A 14,604-nucleotide genomic window follows, 5' to 3' on the forward strand; every position below is an offset into this window, starting at 1 on the left:
CGAGATGCCTATCTTGCCCGAGCTATCTGCTGTTCGGGTTGTAGGGATAGTCCTGCACGAGATGGAATCCTCGGCCGAGCAGCGGCATGGATTCGAGCGCGATCCGACGCAGGTTGATCTCTACTCGATGGCCGTTGAGTATCCCCGACATCGTCGCGGTGTCCGATGTGTTGGTGTCCAGCACGAGGGTGGAGGTCTCCCCCGCTCCGTCGTAACGGGTCAGTTCGAGCCGATGGTTCTCGACGTCGACGACGGCTCGATAGAAGCCGATCGAGTCGTCCATACGCTGAAACTTGAACTCGTCGGGGTACTCGAAAAAGACTCGTCGCCAACGGTTTTCATCGGACAGGAGTGGCGGCACTTCCTGACCGTCCGACACCAGCCGATCCACATTCCACACCCCGTACATGGGCGGTTTCGTTCGGCCTTCGCCATGTTCTTGCCAGGCGCCGACGCAATCGAGGACGATCGGGATCGCGATCCACACCCCGAGCATGACCTGGGCGACGGCGGCGAGACGGTTCGCGCGATGCGACCGGAACAGCGGAGGTTGTGTCGAAAGTCCGACCGGCCGCCGCGACAGCAGCACATCCACCAGACGTCCGAGTTCCGGCGCCAACAGGAAGATGCTCAACAGCAGCAGGTGCAGCGACATCGTCTTGACCGGCACGTCGTAGCTCAGGTTCAGCACGAAGACCTGGGTCAGTCCAACAGTGCTGACCACCGCGCCGAGCGTGACCGTGCGCGGCAGGATGAGCAGCAGGCCGCCGACGGCTTCGAAGGTGCCGATCATGATCTCGTAGCTCGGCGCGGCCCCGACCGAGGACCACAGCAGGCCCATCGGCGTCAGTTCGCCGAACGGTGTCACCAAGGTGGTCAGCGGCGGTGACGGCATCTGGGTCAACAGAATCTTGGCCACCCCGTACAGCAGGAGCTGGCCCGCCAACCCGAACCTGAGGAACACTCGAAACCAGACGAGCAAGGTCGAGTAGTGCGTCCGGCGACGGTCGAGCACCGACCACACGAGGGTGCCGACAACCGAGATCACCACCAGGCAGAACAGCATCACCCAGTCGTAAGTCCGGTCGCTGCTTGCGGTTTCGATCGTGACCAGTGGCTCGGTGACGCCGAAGACGTGCTTCGCGGTCCACTCCACGAGCGGTGTCGCCAGCGCCGCGCCGCTGACGCCCGACGAAGGCTTGCTCAGCAACCCGAGCAGTGTGCTCGCCAGCTGGGTGAGCACACTGTAGAGCCCGAAGTAGACGACGCAGAATCGGAAGACGATCCGAGTCAACGGATTCCACGCGCCGACCACCGGATCATCGCGCCGAACCGTGTCCGGTTCGGCATGCGTGATCACCACCATCCCCACCCCTCCGTGGTGCTACTCGATACGGCCTGTCGACTCGGACCATCTGTCGAGTTCGTCGAGATGATCTGTCAGCGTGAGCCGATCGCTCTGACTGAGCTCGGCGCCGTCGACGGCCTTCTGAAATACGTGGCGATACAACTCGACGGTCGAACGGTCGTAGCTGTAGCTGAACACCGAACGCTCATCGACGCCGCTGGCCCGTTCCTCGATTCCGGATGCCGCAGCGAAGTCGGCGACGCGATCGACCTGCGCCCTCGTCAGCCCGTCCAGAAACAGAATCTGCCACAACCGTGCACCTGGCTCATCCATCGTTTCCGGTCCTCTCCGTGCAGTCGAAGTCGAAAAAGGCGTCGTCCGCGTCGTAGATCTGATCGCGCGGATACGCAAGGTGCGCCAGCCATTCGTCGAATCGATGGATCATCCCGGTGATGAGCGCGCGGTCCGCGTCGGTCAAGGGCGTTCCCTCGACGACCGCGCGGAACGCCCGCCGATGGGCGTCGACCTCCGACCGATCCAGTGCACCCGACAACCAGAAGCGAGGATCGCGACCCGAGCGGAGGAATTCCGCGGCGTCGGCGTCCGCAATGCCGTCCGCGACAGCGAAATCCGCGATCAGCTCGACTTGCTCCTTGGTGATGCCGGGATCGAAAACGATCTGCCACGATCTCGAATCGGGCACGCTATCGGGCGCACTGGCGGTCGGACGATCCAAATCAGTCACCAATCCGGTTGAGGTTCTCGTCATAGGTGCCCATCCGGGTGTCCTTGGACGCGAGTCGCTCCGGCGAACTCGCCATCTTCCAACGCCCCCCGTTGTGCCCGTCGAGATCCTGCGAAATGTACAGGTTCTTCTTGCTGTGCTTGAAGATCAAGCACCCGTGGCTTCTGCCCACTTTGGCCTCAGCGTAACCGAGCGACTGTGCGGCGGCCCGATCCTCGCCATCGTTGAATCGCTTGCCTGCTACGGCCTCGAACTCGAACGGCAGATCCTGAGTGCCGTCGGCAACCACCACAGCGGGCGATTGCGCGAGTGGCGTGGCTGCCGCCTCGACGCTGACGAGGAGCGGAAACGCGGTGATCAGTGCCATGGCGAAGCCAGTGCGGATTATTTTCATGATGGATCCCCAGTTCAAAAGATGTGGCGGTAAATCGGGTTCGCGCACCGGCATGGACGCGCGAACCCGACTGCTTCGGCGAGTAGCCGGCCTCAGAAGACCGTGACGATGTAGGCGTCCTCGTTGATCGCCACCGAAACTCCGCCCCAGGTCACCTTCCAGGTCCGATGGTCGGGCTGCCACTGCCCCTCGTAGCGGCTGGAGATAGCAGTCTCGACCTGGTCCTTGCTGATTCCCCGCTGCGCCATGCGGGTCAGCGCATGGTCGGTATACCCGGCAATGTAGTGCGGCCGACGACCCTGCACCGCATCGAATCCGGTGTCGAGCACCGAAATGGCTGGATCGGTCGTTGCGTACGCAGGCCCCGCCGCGGAAGCCGCCCCGGCAAACGACAGTCCCGATACCAGAATCGCAAACGTCGCCAATGGCGCGGCCGCGAGACGCATGATGGATCGCAAAGGTTCCCCTCCTGAATAGCACCGAGTCGACTGAGACCCGATATTCGAATCAGGTCCGTATTCGAATTCGGATACGGACCAACAGCGAGTCCATCGTGCCTCGCGGCCCCCCGAATTTCCTTGGCTCACGCCGTCTTTGGCACCCACGTGGCAGACGCGTGGCAGCCAGGCGACTACTCCTTGCGGGCCGCAGCCTTCATCGCCGCGCTCAGTTGAACTCGCGCGTTGAGCAACTCGATGCCGATCAACTCGCCGTCCTCGCCGAAATCGAGGACGGCAACGACCTGCTCGCCGCTCTCATCGTGCACGGGGATAGTGCGCAGCGCGCGTCGCTCTCCCCTGTTGTTCTGCGGGAGCGCGAGATAGGCGACATTGTTCTGCTCGTCCCAGGTCAGGTAGTCGACGAAGTTGGATTGCATGGCCACATCCTCGCATCGCGAGTCGCCACAACACAGGAGATCCGACTGCCATGCCCGGCACCGCCGGAGCACACCTACGCGTGCGCCTCGAGGTAGCGGGTGAGAGTACCGCGCACCACCGTCGTGCCGCTGTACGCACCCTGATCGCGAAATGTACTGCGTCAGTGGGCAGACGGTGCCGCTGAACTCTTGATCGCCCGCCACAGCGTGCGATAGAAGTCCGGGTATGTGCGTTCGACGTGCACCGCGCGGCTGCGGGTCTCCTCGTGCCTGGCAGGCAGCTGGTTGATCGGAACCGCCATCGCCGCATGGTGTTCGATGTGCAGGTTGTTGCCGTTGGTGAACCAGGTGCTCAGCCTGCTGCCGCGGATGGAGCGGGTGTTGCGCAGGACGTCGGTGCTTTCGGTGTCACAGAGGATGTGCTCGGGCAGTTCGACGAGGAAGTGCATCGGGACCGCGAACAGCAGCGGGAGCAGCCAGAGGCGAATGACGATGTCGTAGTGGCCGATTGCGACCAGAGCGAACGCGCCGCAGAGGAGCGCGCCGAGGATCAGGTACTCGGTGACGGCGCGGCGCCGCATCGCCGGGCTGAGTTCGCCGTACTCGTAGCGCCAGCGACCTGTCACCGCGCGCACCACGTCGCGCAGCACGAAATACACTCGCGCATAGTCGAACATGCCGCGCAGCAGCAGCCCGACGGTCAACGGCTTGCGGGTGTCGAAGCCGAAGAACTCGGTGTCCTGCGCGGTGCCGAGGTGGCGGTGGTGCTGCAGGTGCCGGATCCGATAGTGGGTGTACACCACCAACATCGGCAGCCCGAGCGGCACGCCGACCAACCGGTGCGGCCAGGACGCCCGAAAAGCCGAGTGGTGCAACGCTTGATGTTGCAACTCGACGGCGTGGGTGTACATCGCCGCGAGCAGCAGCACGCCGACGATCAGCGCGAGCGGCTCCGGTCGCAGCGCGAGCACGACGCCGAGTGCGGTAAGCACCGCGAGCAAGGCCAGTTTGGCCAGGTAGACGCGTTCGTCGGCGGCACTGGTCCTGGCACGGGCGAACAGCAGCCCGGAGGCAGAGTGGGTCATGTGTTCTTCTCGAGTCGGGTCAGCGGCCGCTGAGCAGAACGACGTGGGTTCCGGTGAGCGGCGTGTGCTCGGCGTGGCGGAGCAGTCCGGCCAGCGCGACCGCGCCGGACGGCGTCGGCCACGCCCCGTGCTCGGCAAGCACTTCTCTGGCCGCAAGCAGCTGATCGTCGTCGGCGCCGTGCACCCAACCGCCGGTCTCCGCCACCGCGGCCATCGCCTCCGGCCCCTGCAGCGCATGCCAATTGACCAGCGGCTGATTGTGATCGGTGGTCACGACACCCTCGGGCGGCAGCATCTCGTACGCGCCGGGCCAGCTGGTCACGACGGGGTTGTTGGCGGCAGAGCCGACGCCGTGGATCGGCACGGTCCAGCCCACCGCAGCCAGCTGCCGGTGGATCGCGATGATGGTGGTGCCGTTGCCGACCGGAATCCACAGTGCGGCAGGCGGTTCGACGAGTGCCGCATGCAGCGCGTGCACTACGACGCCGTGGCCTTCGAATACCGAGTCGACGAACGGACCGTCGACATTGCCGTCGATCCAGCCGTCGGTCTCGGCGAGCACCCGCGATTGGTCGACCGCGTCCTCGTAACTGCCGGGCACCAGGTGCACGTCCGCGCCCGCCTCCCGCATGAACGCGCCACCGTCGCTCCAGCCTTCTGGCAAGACGACGGTGCACGCCATGCCCGCGGCCGCGCAGGCCATCGCCATCGCCCGGCCGTAGTTGCCGCAGGTCGCGATGACGACCCGCTGATAGCCCTCGGCTGCAGCGCGCAGCACAACGGCGCGTGCCGCCGGTTCCTTGTGACTACCTGAGGCATAACGGGTTTCATCCTTGATCAAAACCCGGGCGCCGGGCACTAGCTCCCCCGCGTCGATGAGCGGGGTGGCATACGCGTCGGTCGGCGCGGTGGACAGGGGTGAGCGGGACAAGGTCGGCCTTTCAGCGGGAAAGTTGAGCGTCGGCATGGCGTTGTAGGTCGTCTCGGGAATCGATCTCGTTGGGCGGCAGGGCATCCGGCAGGCGGTCTTCCAGCATGCGCAGCTCGGTGTCGAGCCAGCCGCGCAACGCCCAGCCCAATTGCAGTAGGCCGCTGAGGATTACCAGCATGGCGAGGCCGCGGCCCGGTCCGACGCCGATGAGCTGGCCCACCGTGCCTGCGAGCGGTCCGCCTGGTTCGAGCAACGGCTGTACGTAGCGTTCGGCGAGCGGACCGACCACCAGGTAGCCGAGCGGCATGGTCAGCATCATCACGGTGATGAAGATCGACAGCACCCGACCCTGCAGCTCGAAGCCGACCTTGCTCTGCACCACCGCGATCCAATGTCCTTCGGCCAGTGACTCGCCGAAGGTCAGCAGGAACATGCCTGCGACAACGAAGGCGGGTGCACTACCGAGGCCGACCACGGCCATGCCGAGGCTGCCGACGCCCATGAACGCGATCAGTCCGGTGGTGCGCCGCGGCGTGCCACCCCACAGCCCCATCACGAGACTGCCTGCCAGGCCGCCCAATCCGCCTGCGCCGAGGGCGACGCCGAGCACCGCCGGTGACTGTTCGAGCAGCAACATCGGGGTGACGACGGCGAAGCCGAGTGTGTAGAACGCGTGGTCGATGACGAAAAACCGGAGTGCGGCCCGCATTCCGGGCCTGCGGACGATGTAGCGCCAGCCGTTGACGATCTCGCTGCGGAAGGTCTCCTCGCGGCGGTGGAACAGCAGGTTCGGGAACCGCACCAGCAGCAGGGTGAGCACGCCGATGCTGAAAGTCAGCATGTCGAGCAGGATCACGCCGGAAATGCCAATCAAACCGATCAGGCCCGCGCCGAGCATCGGCGCGAACACCAGCCCGACACCGACGCCGAGCTGGCTGATGCCGTTGGCGTGCCCCAAGTACCGCTTGGGCACCAGCTGCGCAACGGCGGCCAGATGGGCGGGCCGCTGGAACGCGCCGGCGATCGAGGTGACCGACACGGTGAGATAGACGTGCCACTGCTGAATACCGCCGGTCCACACCAGAATTCCGAGCACGCTCATCGCGAGCGCGGCGGCGCCGTCGCTGACCAGCATCACCCTGCGCCGGTCCCAGCGGTCGGCGACGGCACCGGCGATCGGGCTCACCAGGATGCCCGGCAGCAGGCCGATCGCGTTGACGACGGCGAAGTCGGTGATCGAGCCGGTCTGCTGGAACACCCAGATGCTCAGCACGAGCGCGCTGAGCCCGCTGCCGATCATCGACACGAACTGGCCGAGCGCGACCAGCGCGAATTTCGCGAGGCTCGGCGGCGGTCCGGCGGCGGGCGCAGCCACCGGCTCGACCGGAGTTTCGGCCTCGCGGTCGACGAACCCGACCAGCGCTTCGGCCAGCGGCTCCGCGTGTGTCTTCACGAAGAAGTGACCCGCGCGCGGCAGCACCGCCAATTCGATAGGGCCGTCGCTGAAATGCTCCCATTCCCGCTGACGTTCGGTGTAGTGCTCGGTGACCCGGTCCTTCGCGCCGACGACCGTCAACACCGGAGTCCGCAGCGGCGCACGCGGATCGGTGTAGGCGGCGGTGAAGTACTCCTCGGCGTCGCGCGCATCGTGGCGCACGTTGCGCAGCACGAACGCCTGCTGTTCCGCGTCGTCGACGTCGGTGAAGCCGCCGCGCCCACGCAGATAGGTGAGGTATTCGCGATCCGAGGTGAGCCGGTCGGTCGGAACGAGCCGATAGAACCAGTCGAAGAACCGCCCTGGCAGTCGCGCCGTCGGGAACCCCGCACCGAGCCCGACGCCGACCAGCGGAATGCCCGCGGCCTCGGCTTGTCTGGCGAGTTCGACGGTCACCGCGACGCCGAGGCAGTGTCCGTACAGCAGGATCGGCCCGGCGATCGCGGGCATTTCGGCGAGGATGAGCTCGGCGACCGCCGCGGCAGGGAGCAGTTCCTCGTCGGGGCGGGCGCGGTCGTGCCCCGGCAGTTCGGCCGCATACAGCGCCCACGTCGCGGGCAGCGCGTCGGCGAGCGGCTGGTAAGCGACCGCGCTGCCGCCGGAGTACGGCACCGCGACGACCGTGACGCCGTCGGGTTCGGCGTCGGAGTCGGTGAGTCGGTGCAGCATTCGACGCTCGGCGGGTCGGTCGGTAGTGCGGCCGTCGAGCAGTGCGGCGAGCCTGCGGATCGTCGGGTGCTGGTAGAGCTCGATCAGTGCCGGTGCCGGTTCGATGCGCCGGATCACCTTCAATGCGGCGAACGAGTCGCCGCCCAACGCGAAGAAGGTGTCGTCGATGCCGAACTCCGCGACGCCGAGCACCTCGGCCCACATCGCCGCGATCCGCTGCTCGGTCGGGGTGCGCGGCGCGGATTCCGTACCCGCTCCGGCACTTTCCGGCGGCTCGGGCAGCTGCTTGCGATCGAGTTTGCCGTTGGGTGTCAGCGGAAGCTGTGGGAGCGTGAGGATTCGGGCCGGAACCAGGTGGGTCGGCAGCCCGGCTCCGAGCGCGTCGCGCATCGCGGCCTCGTCGAGCTCCGCGCCCGCCTGCGGCACGACGTAGCCGACCAGTCGGGCCAGCCCGGTCGACAGGGTCTGCACCGTTACCGCACAACCGATTACGCCGGGCAGCGCGCCGAGCGCGGCCTCGACCTCACCGGTTTCGATCCGGTAGCCGTTGACCTTCACCTGACCGTCGAGACGGCCGAGGAAGTCGACCTCACCGTCGAGCCGCCAGCGGGCGGCATCGCCGGTGCGATACATCCTGGCGCCGGGCTCGGGGGCAAACGGGTCGGGGACGAACCGGGTGGCGGTGAGCTCGGGCCGATCGTGATAGCGGTCCGCGACACCGACGCCGCCGAGGTACAACTCGCCGATGATGCCCGCGGGGACCGGCTGGCGGTACGCGTCGAGCACGTAGACCCGGTTGTTCGGGAAGGGTTTACCGATCGGCAGCGGCGCGGTCGCGGGCAGGTGGTCCACCGAACCCTCGAACCACACGTTGTCGACGGAGACCTCGGTGACGCCGTACGCGTTGACAACTCGGTTTGCCGGGCCGACCAGGCGACGGGCCAGGTCGAACTCCCTGACCCGCCATTCCTCGCCACCGCCGATCAGCAGGCGGACGAATTCGAGTGTCTCCCCGGACTGTTCGACGTGGGCGAGCAAGGTGCGCAGCACGGCGGGCACCAACTCGGTGCACTGGACGCCCTCCGTGCGCATCAGCGTGAACAGCTCGGCGGGATCGAGCAGGGTCTCCCTCGGCACGATCACCAGGCGGCCGCCGGTGGTCAGTGCGCGCAGGGTCTCGCCGACGAACATGTCGAAGGAGAAGCTAGCGGCCTGCTGATAGGTCCATTCGGCGCGCAGATCGTAGGCGTGCTGCCACATTCCGGCCGCGTGCACCAGGTTGCCGTGGGTCACCACGACGCCCTTGGGCTTGCCGGTGGAACCAGACGTGTAGATCAGGTAGGCCGGGTCGTGTGCGGTGTTGACCGACGGCAGATCAGTATCGTCGGAAGGGGTTTCGGCGCTCAGGTAGGCGTCATCGATGACTACCTGCGCGCGGCAGTCGGCGAGCATGTAGTCGAGGCGGTCCCGCGGATAAGTCGGGTCGAGCGGCACGTAGGCCGCACCGGCCTTGAGCACCGCCCACATCGCGGTGAACAGGTCGAAACCTCGATCGAGGCAGATCGCCACGCGCGCTCCCGACTGCACGCCTTCGGCGCGGAGCCGACGGGCCAGCCGGTTGGCTCGGCGGTTCAGGTCGCCGTAGCTGATCGTGGCGTCCCGGAAGGTCAGCGCTGGGGCGTCGGGAGTTGTTGCGGCACAACCTTCGAACAACTGATGGATGGTTGTCGCGTCCAGCAGGGGTGTTGCGCTGTCGTTCCACTCGTCGACGATTCGCTGCCGTTCAATGGCAGTGAGGATTGGCAGCCTGGTCACCGGGGTCGTCGGGTCGGCGCAGGCGGCGGTCAACACGGTAAGCAGGTGACCGAGCAAGCCCTCGATCCGTGGCGCGTCGAACAATTCGGTCGCGTAATCGATGCTCAGCGTCGCGTGATCGAGCGGAAAGTCCAGACCGATGGCGAGATCGACCATCGTTGCGGCAGGGGCGATTTCACCCGCGTACCGAATATCCGGGTCGGCAGGGGCCGGGTTGTTGTGCACGGTCAGCGTCACCGGACTGATCCGGTTGCGGTTCCCGTTGCCAGGCCGAGCCAGCGCATCGACCAGATCAGGCAGTGCCAGGTTCTGATGGTCCAGATCACGCACGACCGCGGCGCGGACGCGGTCGAGCAGCTCCGCGAACGACGGCTCGCCCGAAACGTCGCCGCGCAGCGGCAGGATGTTCAACAGCGGCCCGACCAGTGGTTCCAGCTCGGCCGCGGTGCGCCCGGCGACCGGGGCCAGGACGGTGAGGTCGGTCCGGCCGGTGTAGCGCGCCAGCACCGTCTGCACACCGGCGAGCACGACCATGAACAGGCTGGCTCGCCGCGTCTGCGCGTAGCTACGCAAGCGGTCGAGCAGTGCCGGATCGACGCGAGTGCTGATACGTGCGGCGGTAAAGGAGCGCGCGGCCGGACGCGGCCGATCGGCGGGCAGTTCCCAGTCGAGATCGGCGCCGTCGAATCGATCTCGCCAATAGGTGGTCAACGCCGGGTCGGCCTTCGCGGCGGCGGCGAGCGCGGCCAGGTCGGGCAGCGGTGCCGGGCAGGGCAATTCACTGTTCTTGCCCACACGAACCGCGCGATACAGCTGTGCGAGTTCGTCGCCGACGATGCCGACCGACCAGCCGTCGAACGCGAGATGGTGGACGACGAACACCAATTCGTCCGCGTCCTCACCACGGAGCAGGTGCGCCACCGCAATCGGCCCGTGCTTCGGGTCGATCGCGCTGGTGTCCGGCGCGGATTCGACGAGCGGGATCGTCGCGTCCTGCTCGATCACCAGACTCGGTTCCGTGCCGTCGTCCGGGAAACGGGACCTGAGCAACGGATGGCGGCGAGCCAGCTCGGCAAGGCTTGCGACGAGTGCCGCCGCGTCGATCCGGCCGTTCCACTGATACCGAACGCCGAGGGTGTGCGCGGGCAGCCCGACGCACACCTGTTCGGCCACCCAGAAATCACGCTGCAACGGACTCAGTGGCAGCGCCACGTTCTCCGGCAAGCCGTCGACGAGGTCACCGCGACCGACGGGCGCATCCTCCCCGAGCAGTGCGGCGACCGCGGCGACGGTGGGTGCTGAATACAGTTGGCTCAGTGTGAGTTCGACGCCGTGTGCGTGCCGCAGGGCAACGATCATGCGCATCGCGGTGAGCGAGTCACCGCCGAGTGCGAGATAGTCGTCGTCCGGTCCGTGCACCCGAACGCCGAGCACCGACTCCCACAACGCGGTGATCCGCGCTTGGTTCGGGGTGCCCGTCCACGGACTGCCGATCGGTTCCTGCCGAATATCCGTCGCGGCCAGCGCGACTCGGTCGATCTTTCCTTGCGGCGTGACCGGGAATCGTTGGTGCCGAACAAGAGTGGCGGGAACAAGGTAAGCGGGCATGGTCGCACGCAGTCCCGCCATGACCGCGACCAGGTCGACGTCGGCACCGGCCACCACATGACCGACGAGCCGAGGCTGCGCACCCCGCCGATCGACCGCGACCACCGCGTCGTCGATCCGCGGATCCGCCCGCAGCGCCGTCTCGATGTCCGCGGGCTCGACTCGGAAGCCACGAATCTTCACCTGATCGTCGAGTCGACCGAGGTACTCGAGCGCGCCGTCGGCCCACCGCACCAGATCGCCGGTGCGATACTCCACGCCGTCCTGGCCGGGACGGAACCGCTCGGCGGTCAGCTCGGGCTGGTTCAGATATCCCTCGGCGACCATGCGACCGCCGATCAGCAGCTCACCGGTCTGCGCGGCGCGCCCGTCCGCATCGACAACCCGACAGGTCACGCGGGTCAGCGGGGTACCGATCGGCACCGTGTCGCCGGTCCACTCGGTCAGGTCGGCGACGGTGGCGACCACCGTGGTTTCGGTCGGGCCGTAGGTATTGAGCAGCCGTGGCGTCCGGCCGACCGCCGCCTGCCACCGGCGCACCGTATCGGGGGTGGCCGCCTCGCCGCCGATGATGACCAACCGCACCGCGGCGGGCAGCACGGCGGTCCCGCGGTCGAGCGCCGCGACCAGTTCGTGCCAGTACGCGGTCGGCAGATCCAGCACGGTCACCCCCAACGCCGCGCACCGATCGAGGAACAGATCCGGCCGACTGATCACGTCCTCGTCGCGAAGCACCACCGCCGCACCACAACTCAGCGCAGGGAACAGCTCTTCGACGCTGGCGTCGAAGCTCAACGACGCGAACTGCAACACCCGATCGTCGACGCCGAGCTCGTATCGATCGACCGCGGCCGCACAGAACTCACCGAGTGCGCGCCGCGAAACCACCACGCCCTTCGGCCGCCCGGTCGTCCCTGACGTGAAGATGACGTACGCGGCATCCGGTTGCGGCACACCGCCGTCCACCGCATCGACACCGTGCTCGGTGACGAGCGCCCGCGGCCGCGCATCATCGATCATCATGTCCAGTCGCGCGGCGGGATACGCCGGATCCAGCGGCACGTATCCGGCACCGATCCGCAGCGTCGCCAGGATCGCGACGACGGCACTCCGACTGCGCGGCAACCGAATTCCGACGAGATCCCCCGCCTGCACGCCTGCCGCGACCAGCCGCGCCGCGACCTCGTCGACCAGGTCCGCGAGCTCGGCATAGGTCACGCTGCCGTCCGCGTCGACCAGCGCGGTGGCGCTCGGCCGATGGCCGACCTGACGTGAAATCGACTGCCAGATCCCGTCTGCCACGTCGGGTCGATATTCCTCGGTGGCCGAACTCACCAGGTCTCCTCGCGCTTGTTGATAACCACGGGAGAGGTTATGGCTCAACTGATCTGAGGGCCGATCGAGCGGACGTATCGATGATTTTTTGATGATGCGATGCACGCGCCCGAGCAGCAGGTGTCGAGGCAGGTGAGCCGATCGCGACGCGTACGTCCCTTGGTGTGCCGTGGCGCAGCAGCGATGATCCTTTGATGATGGATCAGGCAACCCGCCCGAAACGGGCAATAGCGCCCCGGCGTATTACGCGCGTATTATGTGGTGGTGGGTTTCGAGTGGCCTGATTGGGCGCTGGACATGCTCATCGGGATCACGCCGGACGAGGTGATGCAGGTGTTGACCAGGCAGCGACGGTGGCCGCGACGTGGCCGTGGCGGTGCGGGCCTCCAGATGTTGACGATCTGGGGTCGTACCGCGGCGGGCCGCCCCTTGATCGTGGGGTTGCGGCAGGCGGAGCCCTGGCAGTGGCAGATCGTTGCCGCGCGACCGATGAGCCAGGAGCAGGTGACCGAGTTCGAAAAGTGGGAACAGGAGAACCCGTGATGGGCGACAAGGACTTTCCGTCCACCCCGCAGGGGGTGGAGGAGTTGATGAACAGCCTCGTCTTCGACGACGAACCGGTACGCGACGCCGACTTACCGGCCCCGCTGGCGCCCGGCGAAGACATCATGGTGGTGCGCTCGCTGCGCCTCCCCCTCGCGATGGACCAGTCCATCAAGGCCGAAGCCCAGGCCCGCGGCCTCACCATGAGCGAGCTCATTCGCGACTGGCTCGCCGTCGAACTGGCCGCCCTGGCCGACGACCAACCCATCTCCCGCGCCGACGCATTACGCGCCCTGGCAGGCGTCCGCCCGATCCACCCAAGGGCCAGTTGACTCGACAAGACCAGGTCGTGCCGGTCGACTGACCGGCCGCGGCACTGGGACGGCAGTGCCAGTTATTCATGTCGGCGATCCGACCGGCGCCGAGTCTGCGGTCCAGGGCAGCTCCGTCGCCGCCACTCGAGCCTCGCTCCAGTCAGTACTATCTGCGGCAATGGCTGAGCGAAGGGGATGGCCACGATGAGCGTGCTGGTTTTGGGTGGATACGGTGCTGTCGGTACCCATCTCATGTCGTTGCTGCGGGCGGCCGAAACACCGGCGCTGACGGCCGGGCGGAATGCGACGCGCGCGGATCGAGTCGTCGATCTGTCCGACATAGGCAGCTTCGAAGCCGCACTGGACAGCGTGACAGCGGTCGTCAATTGCGCAGGCGCCGAGGATATCCGGCTCGCCGAAACCTGCGCAGGCCGCGGCATCCCCTTCCTCGACATCTCCGCGACCACCGATTATGTTGCCGCGCTGGAGAAGATCGGCGGCCCGGTGGTGCTCGGCGTCGGGTTGGCGCCGGGTCTGACCACACTGCTCGCGGTCGATGTCCTGTCCGCCCAGCCCGGCCCTGTCGACATCCTGATCGGCCTCGGCGCCGGCGAACACCACGGCCCCGCCGCGACCGCATGGACGTACGGCCTACTCGGCCAACACTTCCCCGACCCCGACGGCACCGCCGTCCGCAACTTCACCAAACCTGCCCGCTTCGACGTCCCCGCGCAGTCGGGCTACCGGTCCGGCCGCGCCCTGCGCGCCGACTTCGCCGACCAGCACCGCCTCACCCGCGAATTCGGCGTCCCGGTCCGCGCCTACCTGCGCACCGACTCCCGCATCGGCACCGCCGGACTCGCCCTCCTCACCCGAGCACCCGCCCTCCGCTCCCTGATCCCGCCGCGCATGCCAGGCAGCGACCGTTGGATCCTCCTCGCCCGCGCCACCGACGGTTCCGCGCGCTGGGCCTACGGCCGCGGCCAATCCAAGGCGACCGCGGTCGTCACAGCAGCCACGGTGCACGCCGTCCTGAACCACCACCCCACCGACCCCACCTGGATCCACCAGCTCCTCACCCTCGCCGATGTCAGGGACACCTTGCACGACAACGAAATCGAACTCGGCGACCGTCGCTGAACCAGTCGACGAGAGCCCGTGCCACGCCATCGGAACACCGTGCGGATCGCCGCCGATCGATCTCCTGCGAGCGTGTAACACGATGGCCGCCCACACGATTCATTCGTTGCGGGGGCAATGACGGGATAGTGGGATGGGCGAATTACGTCTGGTGCGACCTTTGGTCGGCTCGGTGGCGGCACTGGCGCTGGTCATCGGCGGGTTGACGGCATTCTCGAACGCCAGCGAGCCAGGGTCGCCGCAGTGGCGGGTAGAACTGCTACCCGCGTGCACGGGTCAGTGCCCGGCCACCTGGAAGTAAGCGC

Annotated in this window: 13 protein-coding genes; 4 read left to right on the plus strand and 9 right to left on the minus strand. The window is 67.0% G+C overall.

Going from position 1 to position 14,604, the window contains the following annotated elements:
* Positions 1 to 22: 22 nt before the first annotated feature.
* The 9 genes from NA11_RS16235 to NA11_RS16275 all read right to left on the minus strand — a co-directional run bounded on the left by NA11_RS16235 (position 23) and on the right by NA11_RS16275 (position 12,302).
* Positions 23 to 1,366, minus strand: coding sequence for a hypothetical protein (locus tag NA11_RS16235; protein WP_084654665.1), 1,344 nt, complete (start codon positions 1,364 to 1,366; stop codon positions 23 to 25).
* Between the two features lie 18 nt (positions 1,367 to 1,384).
* Complete coding sequence (locus tag NA11_RS16240; protein WP_069162739.1) at positions 1,385 to 1,681, minus strand: hypothetical protein; 297 nt, start codon at positions 1,679 to 1,681, stop codon at positions 1,385 to 1,387.
* Complete coding sequence (locus tag NA11_RS16245; RefSeq protein ID WP_141717616.1) at positions 1,674 to 2,051, minus strand: hypothetical protein; 378 nt, start codon at positions 2,049 to 2,051, stop codon at positions 1,674 to 1,676. The genes NA11_RS16240 and NA11_RS16245 overlap by 8 nt, the downstream gene beginning before the upstream one ends.
* Positions 2,052 to 2,085: 34 nt before the next feature.
* Positions 2,086 to 2,541, minus strand: coding sequence for a toxin C-terminal domain-containing protein (locus tag NA11_RS16250; RefSeq protein ID WP_141717617.1), 456 nt, complete (start codon positions 2,539 to 2,541; stop codon positions 2,086 to 2,088).
* Positions 2,542 to 2,579: 38 nt separating this feature from the next.
* The gene (locus NA11_RS16255; RefSeq protein WP_141717618.1) at positions 2,580 to 2,945 is read right to left on the minus strand and encodes a DUF4258 domain-containing protein; all 366 of its coding nucleotides are present in this window, start codon (positions 2,943 to 2,945) and stop codon (positions 2,580 to 2,582) included.
* Between the two features lie 173 nt (positions 2,946 to 3,118).
* Positions 3,119 to 3,364, minus strand: coding sequence for a DUF2283 domain-containing protein (locus tag NA11_RS16260; RefSeq protein ID WP_141717619.1), 246 nt, complete (start codon positions 3,362 to 3,364; stop codon positions 3,119 to 3,121).
* A 161-nt stretch (positions 3,365 to 3,525) separates the two neighbouring features.
* A complete protein-coding gene (locus NA11_RS16265) occupies positions 3,526 to 4,449 on the minus strand; it encodes a fatty acid desaturase family protein (protein WP_069162744.1) in 924 nt (307 codons plus the stop codon).
* 19 nt (positions 4,450 to 4,468) lie between these two features.
* Positions 4,469 to 5,380, minus strand: coding sequence for a pyridoxal-phosphate dependent enzyme (locus NA11_RS16270; protein WP_218023324.1), 912 nt, complete (start codon positions 5,378 to 5,380; stop codon positions 4,469 to 4,471).
* 10 nt (positions 5,381 to 5,390) lie between these two features.
* Entirely contained in the window at positions 5,391 to 12,302 is a 6,912-nt protein-coding gene (locus NA11_RS16275; RefSeq protein WP_069162745.1) for a non-ribosomal peptide synthetase/MFS transporter, read from the minus strand.
* Between the two features lie 264 nt (positions 12,303 to 12,566).
* Here NA11_RS16275 and NA11_RS16280 point away from each other — a divergent pair, with 264 nt between their 5' ends.
* The 4 genes from NA11_RS16280 (at position 12,567) to NA11_RS45650 (ending at position 14,600) form a co-directional block, all read left to right on the plus strand.
* Complete coding sequence (locus NA11_RS16280; RefSeq protein ID WP_069162776.1) at positions 12,567 to 12,845, plus strand: hypothetical protein; 279 nt, start codon at positions 12,567 to 12,569, stop codon at positions 12,843 to 12,845.
* Positions 12,845 to 13,177 carry a hypothetical protein gene (locus NA11_RS16285; RefSeq protein ID WP_069162746.1) on the plus strand — a complete coding sequence of 111 codons (333 nt, stop codon included), beginning with the start codon at positions 12,845 to 12,847 and terminating at the stop codon, positions 13,175 to 13,177. The genes NA11_RS16280 and NA11_RS16285 overlap by 1 nt, the downstream gene beginning before the upstream one ends.
* Before the next feature lie 186 nt (positions 13,178 to 13,363).
* Complete coding sequence (locus NA11_RS16290) at positions 13,364 to 14,299, plus strand: NAD-dependent epimerase/dehydratase family protein (protein ID WP_069162777.1); 936 nt, start codon at positions 13,364 to 13,366, stop codon at positions 14,297 to 14,299.
* A 133-nt stretch (positions 14,300 to 14,432) separates the two neighbouring features.
* A complete protein-coding gene (locus NA11_RS45650) occupies positions 14,433 to 14,600 on the plus strand; it encodes a hypothetical protein (protein WP_167837651.1) in 168 nt (55 codons plus the stop codon).
* Positions 14,601 to 14,604: the final 4 nt, after the last annotated feature.

Origin of the sequence: Nocardia altamirensis NBRC 108246 (assembly GCF_001612685.1) — a bacterium.
Classification (GTDB): Bacteria; Actinomycetota; Actinomycetes; order Mycobacteriales; family Mycobacteriaceae; genus Nocardia; species Nocardia altamirensis.